This is a genomic window from Salmonella sp. HY31, assembly GCF_042604575.1.
GTDB lineage: Bacteria > Pseudomonadota > Gammaproteobacteria > Enterobacterales > Enterobacteriaceae > Salmonella > Salmonella diarizonae.
In genome coordinates this window covers 1,652,903-1,669,103 of the sequence record NZ_CP170479.1, presented here as the reverse complement: position 1 = coordinate 1,669,103, position 16,201 = coordinate 1,652,903, and the positions used below count along the sequence as shown (strand labels likewise).

Here is a 16,201-nt window from a genome sequence, read left to right as displayed (position 1 = left end):
CCCTTCTTCACTGGCATGGGGATTTTAAGGTGTTTATAGGATTTGACTACGGTACGGCAAACTGCTCGGTCGCTATTATGCGCGACGGACGTCCACAGTTGCTGACAATGGAAAATAACAGCACATTGCTGCCGTCTATGCTGTGCGCGCCGACGCGCGAAGCGGTGAGCGAGTGGCTGTACCGCCATCATGATGTGCCGACAACGGACGAAGAAACCCAGGCGCTGCTACGCCGCGCGATACGCTACAACCGCGAGGAAGATATTGAAGTTCGCGCGCAAAGCGTACAGTTTGGTCTGGCGTCGCTGGCGCACTATATTGACGATCCTCAGGAGGTTTGGTTCGTCAAATCGCCGAAATCCTTTTTAGGCGCCAGCGGCCTGAAGCCGCAGCAGGTTGCGCTGTTTGAAGATTTGGTCTGCGCCATGATGGTACATATTCGTAATACGGCGCACAGCCAGTTACCGGAGGCCATTACCCAGGCGGTGATCGGTCGCCCGATTAACTTTCAGGGACTGGGCGGCGATGACGCAAACCGCCAGGCGCAGGGTATTCTGGAGCGGGCGGCAAAACGCGCCGGTTTTCAGGAGGTGGTATTCCAGTACGAACCGGTCGCGGCGGGCCTGGACTACGAGGCTACGCTGCGGGAAGAGAAGCGTGTGCTGGTCGTGGATATTGGCGGCGGCACCACCGACTGTTCTATGCTGCTGATGGGGCCGCAGTGGCGTCAGCGCGCCGATCGTGAAAACAGCCTGTTGGGGCACAGCGGTTGCCGCGTGGGCGGAAACGATCTGGATATCGCGCTGGCCTTTAAAAATCTGATGCCTTTGCTGGGCATGGGCGGCGAAACCGAAAAAGGCATCGCCCTGCCGGTGCTGCCGTGGTGGAACGCCGTCGCGATTAACGACGTCCCGGCGCAAAGCGATTTTTACAGTAGCGCGAATGGTCGTCTGTTGAACGATTTGGTTCGCAACGCGCGTGAAGCAGACAAGGTCGCGTTGCTGCTCAAGGTCTGGCGTCAGCGGCTTAGCTACCGCCTGGTACGCTGCGCGGAAGAGAGCAAGATTGCCCTTTCCGGACAAACGGATGTTACGGCGAGGCTGCCATTTATCAGTGACGACCTGGCGGTCGCTATCAGCCAGCAAGGACTGGAAGCGGCGCTGGATCAACCGCTGGCGCGTATTCTGGAACAGGTGCAACTGGCGCTGGACAGCGCGCAGGAAAAACCGGATGTCATCTATCTGACCGGCGGCAGCGCCCGTTCACCATTGATTAAAAAAGCGCTTTCCGAACAGCTACCGGGCATACCCGTCGCTGGCGGCGATGATTTCGGCTCCGTCACCGCAGGACTGGCACGCTGGGCGGAGGTTGTTTTCCGCTAAGCGCCTCGCAAGCTCAGCGCTGATGGATTGACATTATTCTTGATGTGGCTTAACGTCAGGAATGAGGGTAAGGGAGGATTCCTCCTCCCCCTGGTGTCTTAGTAAGCTGGTAGGCTAATCACTAAGAGTATCACCAGTATGATGACTAACTTCATCATAACCCTTTCCTTATTTTGGCCCCTTCCTCGGGAGGGGCTTTCCCGTTTCAGCGTCCTGCTGAAATCGGTGGCTTACCTTCCTTGCCGTGCCGCCACTTTACCGCACTCCGGCGCGTTAACGATTTTCACCGCTGAGAGTTGCGTAGCGCCTCGCAAAGCGGGCCGCCATTCAGAATAATCCCGGCCGTGTTCCATAATTCCTCCATTTTTCTCCCTTCCCTGCTGACTACAATAGAGGGAGCAACATTCCGCAAAACGTTTCAGGATGAGAAACTTATACCGATGAAAGGCAGTAATACTTTCCGCTGGGCAATAGCGATTGGGGTTGTAGTGGCCGCCGCCGCGTTCTGGTTCTGGCATAGCCGTAGCGAAAGCCCGACCGCCGCGCCGGGCATCGCCGCGCAAGCGCCGCATACCGCCGCCGCAGGTCGCCGCGGTATGCGCGACGGCCCTCTGGCGCCGGTACAGGCCGCGACCGCGACCACGCAGGCCGTACCGCGCTATCTGAGCGGGCTGGGTACCGTGACCGCCGCGAATACCGTTACGGTGCGTAGCCGCGTGGACGGTCAACTCATCGCCCTGCACTTTCAGGAAGGTCAGCAGGTCGACGCAGGCGATCTGCTGGCGCAAATCGATCCCAGCCAGTTTAAGGTCGCCCTGGCGCAGGCGCAGGGACAGTTGGCGAAAGATAACGCTACGCTGGCAAATGCGCGTCGGGATCTGGCGCGCTATCAGCAACTGGCAAAAACCAATCTGGTTTCCCGCCAGGAACTGGATGCGCAACAGGCGCTGGTCAACGAAACCCAGGGGACAATTAAAGCGGATGAAGCCAATGTCGCCAGCGCACAGTTACAGCTCGACTGGAGTCGTATCACTGCCCCGGTCTCGGGGCGCGTGGGTCTGAAACAGGTGGATGTCGGCAACCAGATTTCCAGCAGCGATACCGCGGGTATTGTCGTCATTACGCAAACGCACCCGATTGATCTCATTTTTACTCTGCCGGAAAGCGATATCGCGACCGTGGTTCAGGCGCAAAAAGCGGGGAAAACTCTGGCCGTAGAAGCCTGGGATCGGACTAACTCGCACAAATTGAGCGAAGGCGTATTGCTCAGTCTGGACAACCAGATTGATCCCACGACGGGAACGATCAAAATTAAAGCGCGCTTTACGAATCAGGACGATACGCTGTTCCCTAATCAATTTGTGAACGCCCGGATGCTGGTCGATACCGAACAAAATGCCGTTGTGGTGCCTGCCGCGGCGGTGCAGATGGGCAATGAGGGCCACTTTGTGTGGGTGCTGAACAACGAAAATAACGTCAGCAAGAAGCGGGTAAAAGTCGGTACTCAGGATAACCGAAACGTGGTAATCAGCGCAGGATTGTCGGCAGGCGATCGCGTCGTTACCGATGGTATTGATCGGCTGACGGAAGGTGCAAAAGTCGAGGTTGTTGAGCCGCAAACCACCATGGCGGATGAAAAATCACCTTCCCGCCATGAGGGGCAAAAAGGAGCGCGCGCCTGATGCAGGTATTACCTCCGGGCAGTACGGGCGGCCCGTCGCGCCTGTTTATTCTGCGCCCCGTCGCCACCACGCTGCTGATGGCGGCGATTTTACTCGCCGGGATTATCGGCTATCGCTTCCTGCCCGTCGCCGCTTTGCCGGAGGTCGACTACCCCACTATTCAGGTTGTTACGCTCTACCCTGGTGCCAGTCCGGATGTGATGACCTCCGCCGTTACCGCGCCGCTTGAGCGCCAGTTCGGCCAGATGTCAGGACTTAAGCAGATGTCGTCGCAAAGCTCCGGCGGTGCATCGGTGGTGACGCTACAGTTTCAGTTGACGCTGCCGCTGGACGTTGCCGAGCAGGAAGTACAGGCGGCGATTAACGCAGCCACCAATTTATTGCCTTCCGACCTGCCGAATCCGCCGATTTACAGCAAAGTCAATCCGGCGGACCCGCCGATTATGACGCTTGCCGTCACCTCAAACGCGATGCCGATGACACAGGTAGAGGACATGGTAGAAACCCGCGTGGCGCAGAAGATCTCGCAGGTCTCCGGCGTCGGGCTGGTGACGCTTGCCGGCGGGCAGCGCCCTGCGGTACGCGTAAAACTGAATGCTCAGGCTATCGCCGCGCTCGGTCTGACCAGCGAAACTATCCGTACCGCAATTACCGGCGCCAACGTCAACTCGGCGAAAGGCAGTCTGGATGGCCCCAAACGGGCGGTGACGCTTTCTGCTAACGATCAGATGCAGTCTGCCGACGAATACCACAGGCTTATCATCGCGTATCAAAACGGCGCGCCGGTACGACTGGGCGACGTCGCTACCGTCGAACAGGGGGCGGAAAATAGCTGGCTCGGCGCATGGGCGAATCAAGCGCCAGCTATCGTGATGAATGTTCAACGCCAGCCCGGCGCCAATATCATTGCGACAGCGGACAGCATTCGCCAGATGCTGCCCCAGCTTACCGAAAGCCTGCCAAAATCGGTGAAGGTCACGGTCCTGTCCGATCGCACCACCAATATTCGCGCTTCCGTGCGCGATACCCAGTTTGAACTGATGCTGGCGATCGCGTTGGTCGTCATGATTATCTATCTGTTTTTACGCAATATTCCTGCCACAATTATTCCCGGCGTCGCCGTACCGCTGTCGCTTATCGGCACCTTTGCGGTGATGGTATTTTTGGATTTTTCCATTAATAACCTGACGCTGATGGCGCTCACTATCGCCACGGGTTTCGTGGTGGATGATGCGATCGTGGTGATCGAGAACATCTCACGCTACATCGAAAAAGGAGAAAAACCGCTGGCGGCGGCGCTCAAAGGCGCGGGTGAAATCGGCTTTACCATTATTTCCCTCACCTTTTCACTGATTGCGGTACTGATCCCGTTGCTCTTTATGGGCGATATTGTTGGTCGACTGTTCCGCGAATTTGCAGTGACGTTGGCGGTAGCGATTTTGATCTCCGCCGTCGTCTCTTTGACGCTAACGCCCATGATGTGCGCGCGTATGCTCAGCCAGCAATCTCTGCGTAAACAAAATCGCTTTTCCCGCGCCTGCGAGCGGGTGTTTGAACGCGTGATCGCCAGCTACGGACGCGGATTAGCGAAAGTGCTCAACCATCCATGGCTCACATTGAGCGTGGCATTCGCTACGCTCCTGCTCAGCGTTATGCTGTGGATAGTCATCCCGAAAGGGTTCTTTCCGGTACAGGATAACGGCATTATCCAGGGGACTCTGCAGGCGCCGCAATCGTCATCGTATGCCAGTATGGCGCAACGTCAGCGCCAGGTGGCCGAGCGGATATTACAGGACCCGGCGGTGCAAAGCCTGACGACTTTTGTTGGCGTAGACGGCGCTAATCCCACGCTGAATAGCGCGCGCCTGCAAATTAACCTCAAGCCGCTGGATGCGCGTGATGACCGCGTACAACAGGTAATTTCCCGGCTGCAAACCGCCGTGGCGACGATTCCCGGCGTGGCGCTGTATCTCCAGCCGACGCAGGATTTAACCATCGACACGCAGGTCAGCCGCACCCAGTATCAGTTTACCCTGCAGGCCACTACGCTCGATGCGCTCAGCCACTGGGTGCCAAAACTGCTGAACGCGTTACAGTCGTCGCCACAGCTCTCTGAGGTAAGCAGTGACTGGCAAGATCGGGGATTAGCGGCCTGGGTGAATGTCGACCGCGACAGCGCCAGCCGTCTGGGTATCAGCATGGCGGATGTGGATAACGCGCTCTACAACGCGTTCGGACAACGCCTGATTTCAACGATTTATACCCAGGCGAACCAGTACCGCGTCGTGCTGGAACATAATACCGCCAGCACGCCGGGACTGGCGGCGCTGGAGACGATTCGCCTGACGAGTCGCGACGGCGGCACCGTACCGCTCAGCGCGATTGCCAGCATTGAGCAGCGCTTCGCCCCGCTCTCCCTCAATCATTTAGATCAGTTCCCGGTCACGACGTTTTCGTTTAACGTGCCGGAGGGCTATTCGCTCGGCGATGCGGTGCAGGCGATTCTCGATACGGAAAAAACGCTCGCCCTGCCAGCGGATATTACAACGCAGTTTCAGGGCAGTACGCTCGCCTTCCAGGCGGCGCTGGGCAGCACCGTCTGGCTTATTGTCGCCGCCGTGGTGGCGATGTATATCGTGCTCGGCGTGCTGTATGAGAGTTTTATCCATCCGATCACGATTCTTTCAACGCTGCCTACGGCGGGCGTCGGCGCGCTGCTGGCGTTAATAATCGCCGGCAGCGAGCTCGATATTATCGCCATTATCGGCATTATTTTGCTGATCGGCATCGTGAAGAAAAACGCCATCATGATGATTGACTTCGCCCTCGCCGCCGAACGCGAACAGGGGATGAGTCCGCGCGACGCTATCTTCCAGGCCTGTCTACTGCGTTTTCGACCGATTCTGATGACCACGCTGGCGGCGCTGCTCGGGGCATTGCCATTAATGTTGAGTACCGGCGTGGGCGCGGAGTTGCGTCGCCCGCTGGGGATCGGCATGGTGGGCGGCTTACTGGTCAGCCAGGTATTAACCCTGTTTACCACGCCGGTAATCTATCTGCTGTTCGACCGCCTGTCGCTGTACGTGAAAAGCCGCTTCCCGCGTCATAAAGAGGAGGCGTAGATGCGCTTTTTCGCCCTTTTCATCTACCGCCCGGTCGCCACCATTTTGATTGCCGCCGCCATTACGCTGTGCGGTATTCTGGGCTTTCGACTGCTGCCGGTCGCCCCGCTGCCGCAGGTCGATTTCCCGGTGATTATGGTTAGCGCCTCGCTGCCGGGTGCCTCGCCGGAAACCATGGCGTCGTCGGTGGCGACACCGTTGGAGCGTTCTTTGGGACGCATTGCTGGTGTCAATGAAATGACCTCCAGCAGCTCGCTCGGCAGTACGCGCATTATTCTCGAATTTAATTTTGACCGTGATATTAACGGCGCGGCGCGCGACGTGCAGGCCGCCATCAACGCCGCGCAAAGCGTGTTGCCAGGTGGAATGCCCAGCCGCCCGACTTATCGCAAGGCCAACCCGTCCGACGCGCCAATTATGATTTTAACGCTCACCTCGGAGAGCTGGTCACAGGGCGAACTGTATGATTTCGCCTCTACCCAACTGGCGCAAACCATCGCGCAAATTGACGGCGTCGGCGATGTTGACGTCGGCGGCAGCTCCCTGCCTGCGGTACGCGTAGGCTTAAACCCGCAGGCGCTCTTTAACCAGGGCGTCTCGCTGGATGAGGTCCGCGAAGCGATCAACAGCGCCAACGTACGCCGACCGCAAGGCGCAATTGAAGATAGCGTCCACCGCTGGCAAATACAGACCAACGACGAACTGAAAACCGCCGCTGAATACCAGCCGCTGATTATTCACTATAACAACGGCGCGGCGGTACGCCTGGGCGATGTCGCCAGCGTCACCGACTCGGTACAGGATGTCCGTAACGCCGGGATGACGAACGCTAAGCCCGCTATTTTATTGATGATTCGCAAGCTGCCGGAGGCCAACATTATTCAGACGGTAGACGGCATCCGGGCAAAACTACCGGAACTGCGGGCAATGATCCCCGCCGCTATCGATTTACAAATCGCCCAGGATCGTTCGCCGACGATTCGCGCGTCGCTGCAAGAGGTAGAAGAAACGCTGGCTATCTCTGTCGCGCTGGTGATCCTGGTAGTGTTTTTATTCCTGCGTTCCGGGCGCGCCACGCTAATCCCCGCCGTCGCCGTTCCCGTTTCGCTCATCGGCACCTTCGCCGCCATGTATCTGTGCGGCTTCAGCCTCAACAATCTGTCGCTGATGGCGCTGACTATCGCGACCGGATTTGTCGTTGATGATGCCATTGTGGTGCTGGAAAATATCGCCCGCCATCTGGAGGCGGGAATGAAACCTTTGCAGGCGGCATTACAGGGTACGCGGGAAGTCGGGTTTACGGTTATCTCCATGAGTCTGTCGCTGGTGGCGGTATTTCTGCCGCTGCTGTTAATGGGTGGCCTGCCGGGGCGGTTATTACGGGAATTCGCCGTCACCCTCTCGGTGGCGATTGGCATTTCACTGGTGGTCTCGCTCACGCTGACGCCGATGATGTGCGGCTGGATGCTTAAATCAAGCAAACCGCGCACCCAGCCGCGTAAACGGGGCGTTGGCCGTCTGCTGGTCGCCTTGCAACAAGGTTACGGCACCTCGTTAAAATGGGTGCTCAACCATACGCGTCTGGTCGGCGGGGTTTTTCTTGGCACCATTGCGCTGAACATCTGGCTTTATATCGCCATTCCTAAAACATTCTTTCCGGAGCAGGACACCGGCGTGCTGATGGGCGGTATTCAGGCTGACCAGAGCATCTCTTTCCAGGCCATGCGCGGCAAGCTGCAGGATTTTATGAAAATTATTCGCGACGATCCGGCGGTGAATAATGTCACCGGTTTTACCGGCGGATCGCGGGTGAATAGCGGCATGATGTTTATTACGCTGAAGCCGCGCGGCGAACGCAAAGAGACGGCGCAGCAAATCATTGACCGACTGCGGGCCAAACTGGCAAAAGAACCCGGCGCCAGGCTGTTTCTGATGGCGGTACAGGATATTCGCGTCGGCGGGCGTCAGGCTAACGCCAGTTATCAATATACGTTGCTGTCTGACTCCCTGACGGCGCTGCGCGAATGGGAGCCGAAAATACGCAAAGCGCTCTCGGCCCTGTCGCAACTGGCGGACGTTAACTCCGACCAGCAGGATAACGGCGCGGAGATGAACCTTATCTACGACCGCGACACCATGTCACGGCTGGGCATTGATGTTCAGGCCGCAAACAGTCTGTTAAATAATGCTTTCGGCCAGCGGCAAATTTCCACCATTTATCAGCCGATGAACCAGTATAAAGTGGTGATGGAAGTCGATCCGCGCTATAGCCAGGATATCAGCGCGCTGGAGAAAATGTTTGTTATCAACCGTGACGGAAAAGCGATCCCCCTCTCTTATTTCGCCCAATGGCGGCCCGCCAATGCGCCGCTGTCGGTGAACCATCAGGGGCTTTCCGCGGCGTCCACGATTGCCTTTAACCTGCCGACCGGCACATCGTTATCGCAGGCGACGGAAGCCATTAATCGCACCATGACGCAGCTTGGCGTCCCCCCGACGGTACGCGGCAGTTTTTCCGGAACGGCGCAAGTCTTCCAGCAGACCATGAATTCACAGCTTATTTTGATAGTGGCGGCGATCGCTACCGTCTACATTGTGCTGGGGATACTGTACGAAAGCTACGTCCATCCGCTGACCATTCTCTCTACTCTGCCATCGGCGGGCGTTGGGGCGCTTCTGGCGCTGGAACTCTTCAATGCCCCTTTCAGCCTAATCGCCCTGATAGGGATCATGCTATTAATTGGCATTGTGAAGAAAAACGCCATTATGATGGTCGATTTTGCGCTTGAAGCGCAACGACGCGGCGGCCTGACGCCAGAACAAGCCATTTTCCAGGCCTGCTTGTTACGCTTCCGTCCAATAATGATGACCACGCTGGCGGCGCTGTTCGGCGCACTGCCATTGGTGTTATCTGGCGGAGACGGTTCGGAATTACGGCAGCCGCTGGGGATAACCATTGTCGGCGGTTTGGTCATGAGTCAGCTCCTGACGCTCTATACCACGCCAGTGGTGTACCTCTTTTTCGATCGTCTGCGGCTGCGTTTTTCGCGTAAAAATAGCAAACCGGTAGTAGAGATATGACAGAACTTCCTGACAACACCCGCTGGCAACTCTGGATTGTGGCATTCGGCTTTTTTATGCAGTCGCTGGATACCACCATCGTCAACACTGCGCTGCCCTCCATGGCGAAAAGCCTGGGGGAAAGCCCGCTGCATATGCACATGGTAGTGGTGTCATATGTTCTCACCGTCGCCGTGATGCTCCCCGCCAGCGGCTGGCTGGCAGATAAAATCGGCGTGCGTAATATTTTCTTTGCCGCTATCGTGCTGTTCACTCTGGGTTCGCTGTTTTGCGCCCTCTCCGGCACGCTTAATCAACTGGTATTAGCGCGGGTTTTACAAGGCGTAGGCGGCGCGATGATGGTGCCGGTCGGACGCCTGACGGTCATGAAAATCGTGCCGCGTGCGCAATATATGGCGGCGATGACCTTCGTCACCCTGCCAGGCCAGGTAGGGCCGTTACTCGGCCCCGCGCTGGGCGGGGTGCTGGTGGAATATGCTTCATGGCACTGGATCTTTCTGATCAATATCCCGGTAGGAATTGTCGGCGCTATCGCGACCTTTATGCTGATGCCGAACTACACCATAGAAACCCGGCGCTTTGACCTGTCGGGGTTCCTGCTGCTAGCCATCGGCATGGCGGTACTGACGCTGGCGCTGGACGGTAGTAAAAACATGGGGATCACGTCCTGGACATTAGCCGGACTTGCTGCGGGCGGCGCGGCAGCAATTCTGCTCTATCTCCTTCATGCTAAAAAAAACTCAGGCGCGTTATTCAGCCTGCGATTGTTCCGTACGCCCACGTTTTCACTGGGGTTGCTGGGCAGTTTTGCCGGGCGTATCGGCAGCGGTATGCTGCCGTTTATTACGCCGGTCTTTTTGCAGATTGGTCTCGGTTTTTCACCGTTTCATGCCGGCTTGATGATGATCCCCATGGTGCTGGGCAGCATGGGAATGAAGCGGATTGTGGTGCAGATAGTTAACCGTTTTGGCTATCGTCGGGTTCTGGTGGCGACCACGCTCGGACTGGCATTGGTTAGCCTGTTGTTTATGTCGGTCGCGCTGCTCGGCTGGTATTATCTCCTGCCGCTGGTACTGCTTTTGCAGGGAATGGTGAACTCGGCGCGTTTTTCTTCCATGAATACCCTAACGCTAAAAGACCTTCCCGATACGCTGGCCAGCAGCGGCAATAGCTTATTATCGATGATTATGCAGCTCTCGATGAGTATCGGCGTCACTATTGCCGGAATGCTGCTGGGTATGTTTGGTCAACAGCATATTGGTATAGACAGTAGCGCCACACATCACGTCTTTATGTACACCTGGCTATGTATGGCGGTTATTATCGCGCTACCGGCGATAATTTTTGCCCGCGTACCGAACGATACACAGCAAAACATGGTCATTTCACGGCGTAAAAGGAGCCTGTAATGAAAGTCTGGCGGCCCGGGATCACCGGCAAGCTGTTTCTGGCGATTTTCGCCACCTGCATCGTGCTGCTGATCAGTATGCATTGGGCCGTACGCGTCAGTTTTGAACGCGGATTTATTGACTATATCAAACACGGTAACGAGCAGCGGCTACAAATGCTGGGCGATGCGCTGGGCGACCAGTACCAGCAACACGGCAACTGGCGTTTTTTACGCAACAACGATCGCTTCGTTTTCCAGATTCTGCGTTCATTTGAGCATGACAACGACCGGGATAAACCCGGCCCCGGTATGCCGCCGCACGGTTGGCGCACCCAGTTCTGGGTCGTCGATCAAAATGGCCGTGTGCTGGTCGGCCCACGCGGTCCGGTGCCGCATGACGGTACTCGCCGGCCCATTCTGGTCAATGGCGCCGAAGTCGGCGCGGTTATCGCCTCTCCTGTCGAGCGGCTGACGCGCAATACGGATATTAATTTTGATAAGCAGCAGCGGCGCGCCAGTTGGATGATCGTGGCGTTATCAACGTTGCTGGCCGCGCTGGCGACGTTTTTGCTGGCGCGCGGCCTGCTCGCTCCGGTCAAACGGTTGGTCGAGGGTACGCACAGACTGGCGGCGGGAGATTTTACCACTCGCGTGACCCCAACCAGCGCCGATGAGCTGGGAAAACTGGCGCAGGACTTTAACCAGCTTGCCAGCACGCTGGAAAAAAACCAACAGATGCGCCGCGACTTTATGGCGGATATTTCCCACGAACTGCGCACGCCGCTGGCGGTATTGCGTGGCGAACTGGAAGCCATTCAGGATGGTGTTCGCCAGTTCACGCCGGAATCCGTTACCTCGCTACAGGCGGAAGTCGGTACGCTTACCAAACTGGTTGACGATCTGCATCAGCTTTCGTTGTCTGACGAGGGAGCGCTGGCTTACCAAAAAACTACCGTCGATCTTGTTCCCCTGTTGGAAGTCGCTGGCGGCGCGTTCAGAGAGCGTTTTACCAGCCGAGGGCTAACGCTACATTACGCATTGCCAGATAGCATGACCATCTTCGGCGACCCGGATCGCCTGATGCAACTGTTTAATAATCTGCTGGAAAACAGTCTGCGCTACACCGACAGCGGCGGCGGCCTGCATATTTCGGCCGAACAACGCGACAAATCATTATTCCTGACCTTTGCCGATTCTGCACCGGGCGTCAGCGATGAACAGTTACAAAAACTTTTTGAACGTTTTTACCGCACAGAAGTTTCCCGTAACCGCGCCAGCGGCGGTTCTGGACTGGGGCTGGCGATATGCGTCAATATTGTACACGCGCATAACGGTCATCTTCACGCCGCTCATTCGCCTTTTGGCGGGGTTAGCATTACAGTAGAGTTACCGCTGGATCGCGATTTACAGAGAGAAGTATGACTGAGTTACCCATTGATGAAAACACGCCGCGCATTTTGATTGTTGAAGATGAACCCAAGCTGGGACAGTTGCTTATCGACTACTTACGCGCGGCGAGTTACGCCCCCACGCTCATCAATCACGGCGACAAGGTACTGCCGTATGTGCGTCAAACGCCGCCGGATCTGATCCTGCTGGATCTGATGCTGCCGGGTACCGATGGTCTGACGTTATGCCGGGAGATTCGCCGTTTTTCCGACATCCCCATTGTGATGGTCACGGCCAAAATCGAAGAGATCGATCGGCTGCTTGGGCTGGAAATCGGCGCCGATGATTATATCTGTAAGCCTTATAGCCCGCGCGAAGTCGTGGCCCGCGTAAAAACGATTTTGCGCCGCTGTAAACCGCAGCGCGAACTCCAGCAGCAGGATGCCGAAAGCCCGTTAATGATTGATGAAAGCCGCTTTCAGGCCTCCTGGTGTGGTAAAGCGCTGGATTTAACCCCCGCTGAATTCCGTCTGCTAAAAACCTTATCGCTTGAACCGGGTAAAGTTTTTTCCCGCGAGCAGTTGTTAAATCACCTCTACGACGACTACCGTGTGGTGACCGATCGCACTATCGACAGTCACATTAAAAACCTGCGCCGCAAACTGGAATCGCTGGATGCCGAACAGTCATTTATACGTGCGGTCTACGGGGTGGGATATCGCTGGGAAGCAGACGCGTGCAGGATTATCTGATGGCGTTTCGCTTATCACGCCCACCATCCGGCGTTATCCTTTACCTCCCCGCGCCACAGCGCTACAATGCCCGCCCTTAAAGTGAGGACTCTCCTCCAGCCGCCTCATCAGGTGAGGCGGATCTGACCTGTCATCAGAACGAGAAAATGATGTTTAAACCAGAACTCCTTTCGCCGGCGGGAACGCTGAAAAACATGCGTTACGCTTTCGCTTACGGCGCCGATGCCGTCTATGCGGGCCAACCGCGCTACTCTTTACGCGTGCGTAATAACGAATTCAATCACGAAAATTTGCAGCTTGGCATCAACGAAGCCCACGCGCTCGGAAAAAAATTCTACGTGGTGGTGAACATCGCCCCGCATAACGCCAAGCTCAAAACCTTTATCCGTGACCTGAAACCCGTCGTCGAGATGGGCCCGGATGCGCTGATCATGTCCGATCCCGGGTTGATTATGCTGGTACGCGAGCACTTCCCGGCAATGCCGATTCATCTGTCGGTACAGGCTAACGCCGTAAACTGGGCGACGGTAAAATTCTGGCAGCAGATGGGGCTGACCCGTGTGATTCTCTCCCGCGAGCTGTCGCTGGAAGAGATTGAGGAAATTCGCCAACAGGTGCCGGATATGGAAATAGAAATTTTCGTCCACGGCGCGCTATGCATGGCCTACTCCGGCCGCTGCCTGCTTTCCGGCTACATCAACAAACGCGATCCGAACCAGGGCACCTGCACCAATGCCTGCCGTTGGGAATATAACGTGCAGGAAGGAAAAGAAGACGTTGTCGGCAACATCGTGCATAAGCACGAACCGATTCCGGTACAGAACGTTGAGCCGACGCTCGGTATCGGCGCGCCGACGGATAAAGTGTTTATGATAGAAGAAGCCCAAAGACCGGGCGAATACATGACCGCGTTCGAAGACGAGCATGGCACCTATATCATGAACTCAAAAGATTTGCGCGCTATCGCCCACGTGGAGCGCCTGACGAAAATGGGCGTCCACTCGCTGAAAATCGAAGGCCGCACCAAATCCTTTTATTACTGCGCCCGTACCGCGCAGGTCTACCGTAAGGCCATCGACGATGCCGCCGCCGGTAAACCCTTCGACCCCACGCTGCTGGAAACGCTGGAAGGTCTGGCCCATCGCGGCTATACCGAAGGTTTCCTGCGTCGCCATACGCACGACGATTACCAGAACTACGAGTACGGGTACTCCGTTTCCGAACGCCAGCAATTTGTCGGCGAGTTCACCGGCGAGCGTAAAGGCCAACTGGCGGCCGTGGCGGTGAAGAATAAATTCTCCGTCGGCGATAGTCTGGAGCTGATGACGCCACAGGGAAATATCAATTTCACCCTGGAACAGATGGAGAATGCCAAAGGCGACGCTATGCCGGTGGCGCCTGGCGACGGCTATACCGTCTGGATGCCTGTCCCGCAGGATGTCAGGGTGGATTACGCACTATTGATGCGTAATTTCTCAGGCGAATCAACGCGTAACCCCCATGCTAAGTAGTTAATTGCGGTTATTTTTTCATGGCGGGAAGATTCTTAGAAATTGATCACATACCGCTTCGCTCAATACGGGTATTATTCAACGCGCTGAAAAACATAACCCATAAATGCTAGCTGTACCAGGAACCACCTCCTTGGCCTGCGTAATCTCCCTTACGCAGGCTTATTTTTTTCGTGTAATCCATAAAAAAAGCGGCACTTCCCACCACATCTAAATATTGACCACATTAACAAAAGCGCAAATGGGCACTTAGTTTAGCGTGACCTCCCTATTCATTGCCGACCCGCAAGTCATAACCCTCCCCGTATCCGGTCAGACTCAGGACTTAGCATTGTGACGTTAACGTTTAAAATCAGTGAATTAAATCAAGAACTGCTTTGTGAGAACTTACACAAAAAGTTTCCAGGTTGTTAAATTAAGGTTAAAAACTGATAATTTAAGCGTGTAAAGTTATGGCACGTTTTAATGCCGCTTTTACAAGGATTAAAATAATGTTTTCCCGGATTAGAGGTTTGATTTCATGTCAAAGTAATACTCAAACCATCACACCTACGCTCAGTCCACCTTCATCAGGCCATGTAAGTTTTGCTGGGTTTGATTATCCTCTATTACCACTAGATCACCAAACCCCCTTCCCACCGTCACGTATAATCGGTATCCAGAGTTATTCCTTTATCCTGTAAAATGTGATGCAGATTCTCCATTGATCTAATAACTACCTCAATTTCACACTCAAGTTTATCTACAGTACTTTCATTGAGTGAAAGATTGAGAGCCAGTAATAATGATTGTGAGTTATTCTCATAACACAAATGTGGTCCATTATTCTCTGCGAACCACAAATTAGCATTGAGAAACTCAAAAGCAAGATTATTATTATCCGGAAGCCTTCCGCAAAAACCGTATATCATTATATACTCGCTATTAGTACTTGACAGTAAGATACGGTAACAGTTATCTATAAGAAATGAGCATAACCTGTTTTCGTCAAAGACAATTGAATCTACATTTAATTTTAGTGAAAATTTTCTTAATAAGTGATCGGCTCTTGAATACATAACAACCTCATACTCTAAAAATTTCCATATAAGTCATAAGGCTCTGACCTGAGCACTTAAAACCATCGAATCATCTCCTGAATTCATCCTTTCTCTATGACTTGCTGTGTTTACACATTTATGGCCCGGCCGGTCGGGTTCTAACGGCATTTTCGCTAAGGTATAGTCCGGAGCATATTCCCATTAGACCAATACACCCCATGCCAAACGATGCGCCTAAAACCGTCAGGGCGGTAGTATATGTAGCACCGCTACTGACACTGGCGACAGCCCCTGAGCATACCCCACTGAAAATACCTGTAAACAATGCCGAGGTTCCCAGGCACATTAAACATCTGGGTTTATTGCCGTAAGCGTGAAATTCAACGATTTCAGCTACTGGTTTTTCTTCATTACACCGTTCAGAAGGATGGAACAATGGCGTTTGCGCATTCACCGCTGGATTAACATTCATATAATTCCCCTTTCATTCTCTCTCTAAGTAGAAAACACTACATGTCAGTATGATTTCACTTATTGTATTTGTGAGAAAAGTGAAGCTCACAGCCCCTTTTTGGGTAAAAGTACGACAATAAGATACCTCTCTAAGCCATCATCTATATACGCTTTGTTTTATGGATAGCATAGTGAGCGTCTAATAGTGTGTCCTGGTTCTGCCAAAGCAGTCTAAGGAATATTTCGATTTTATGCTATTAAAAAGTATTTTTGGTAATAAATATCAGGTTATTATCTGATATTGTGGTGTTTGAATATTAATACTGATAACTGACGTATGGTCGTCTTGTTAATCCTCCGTTTCGTTATCAAAGGCGCTATATCGGAAAGCGTCTGACT

General features: G+C 54.6%; 11 protein-coding genes and 1 pseudogene. 9 read left to right on the top strand and 3 right to left on the bottom strand.

Features of this window, described 5'->3' with window-relative positions; all coding sequences use genetic code 11:
• Window positions 1–29: 29 nt before the first annotated feature.
• Entirely contained in the window at window positions 30–1,382 is a 1,353-nt protein-coding gene (gene yegD / locus ACE15A_RS07705; RefSeq protein ID WP_053510410.1) for a molecular chaperone, read from the top strand.
• A gap of 98 nt (window positions 1,383–1,480) precedes the next feature.
• Here the strand turns inward: yegD and ACE15A_RS07700 are convergent, their stop codons facing one another.
• Entirely contained in the window at window positions 1,481–1,540 is a 60-nt protein-coding gene (locus tag ACE15A_RS07700) for a type I toxin-antitoxin system Ibs family toxin (RefSeq protein WP_108418456.1), read from the bottom strand.
• A gap of 282 nt (window positions 1,541–1,822) precedes the next feature.
• On the opposite strand from ACE15A_RS07700, the gene mdtA reads away from it, so the two are divergent.
• The 8 genes and pseudogenes from mdtA to ACE15A_RS07660 all read left to right on the top strand — a co-directional run.
• A complete protein-coding gene (gene mdtA, locus ACE15A_RS07695; protein ID WP_053510411.1) occupies window positions 1,823–3,064 on the top strand; it encodes a multidrug efflux RND transporter subunit MdtA in 1,242 nt (413 codons plus the stop codon).
• Window positions 3,064–6,186, top strand: a complete 3,123-nt coding sequence (gene mdtB, locus ACE15A_RS07690) for a multidrug efflux RND transporter permease subunit MdtB (protein WP_129382392.1) — start codon at window positions 3,064–3,066, stop codon at window positions 6,184–6,186. The genes mdtA and mdtB overlap by 1 nt, the downstream gene beginning before the upstream one ends.
• Window positions 6,187–9,267 carry a multidrug efflux RND transporter permease subunit MdtC gene (gene mdtC, locus ACE15A_RS07685; protein WP_053510414.1) on the top strand — a complete coding sequence of 1,027 codons (3,081 nt, stop codon included), beginning with the start codon at window positions 6,187–6,189 and terminating at the stop codon, window positions 9,265–9,267.
• Window positions 9,264–10,676, top strand: coding sequence for an MFS transporter (locus tag ACE15A_RS07680; protein WP_053510415.1), 1,413 nt, complete (start codon window positions 9,264–9,266; stop codon window positions 10,674–10,676). Before mdtC ends, ACE15A_RS07680 begins: the two co-directional genes overlap by 4 nt.
• A complete protein-coding gene (gene baeS, locus ACE15A_RS07675; RefSeq protein ID WP_023248274.1) occupies window positions 10,676–12,079 on the top strand; it encodes a two-component system sensor histidine kinase BaeS in 1,404 nt (467 codons plus the stop codon). Before ACE15A_RS07680 ends, baeS begins: the two co-directional genes overlap by 1 nt.
• Window positions 12,076–12,798: a two-component system response regulator BaeR gene (gene baeR / locus ACE15A_RS07670; RefSeq protein WP_023248275.1), complete on the top strand. Its 723-nt coding sequence runs from the start codon at window positions 12,076–12,078 to the stop codon at window positions 12,796–12,798. The genes baeS and baeR overlap by 4 nt, the downstream gene beginning before the upstream one ends.
• A gap of 149 nt (window positions 12,799–12,947) precedes the next feature.
• Window positions 12,948–14,309, top strand: a complete 1,362-nt coding sequence (gene yegQ, locus ACE15A_RS07665; RefSeq protein WP_053510574.1) for a tRNA 5-hydroxyuridine modification protein YegQ — start codon at window positions 12,948–12,950, stop codon at window positions 14,307–14,309.
• Window positions 14,310–14,761: 452 nt separating this feature from the next.
• Window positions 14,762–14,941, top strand: a pseudogene (locus tag ACE15A_RS07660) (non-LEE encoded effector protein NleB); the annotation flags it as partial.
• A gap of 9 nt (window positions 14,942–14,950) precedes the next feature.
• Here ACE15A_RS07660 and ACE15A_RS07655 read toward each other — a convergent pair.
• Both ACE15A_RS07655 and ACE15A_RS07650 read right to left on the bottom strand, forming a co-directional pair.
• Window positions 14,951–15,367 (bottom strand): CesT family type III secretion system chaperone, encoded by a 417-nt coding sequence (locus ACE15A_RS07655; protein ID WP_064055883.1) that lies wholly within the window; start codon window positions 15,365–15,367, stop codon window positions 14,951–14,953.
• Between the two features lie 118 nt (window positions 15,368–15,485).
• Window positions 15,486–15,821, bottom strand: a complete 336-nt coding sequence (locus ACE15A_RS07650; protein ID WP_044136334.1) for a hypothetical protein — start codon at window positions 15,819–15,821, stop codon at window positions 15,486–15,488.
• Window positions 15,822–16,201 lie beyond the last annotated feature (380 nt).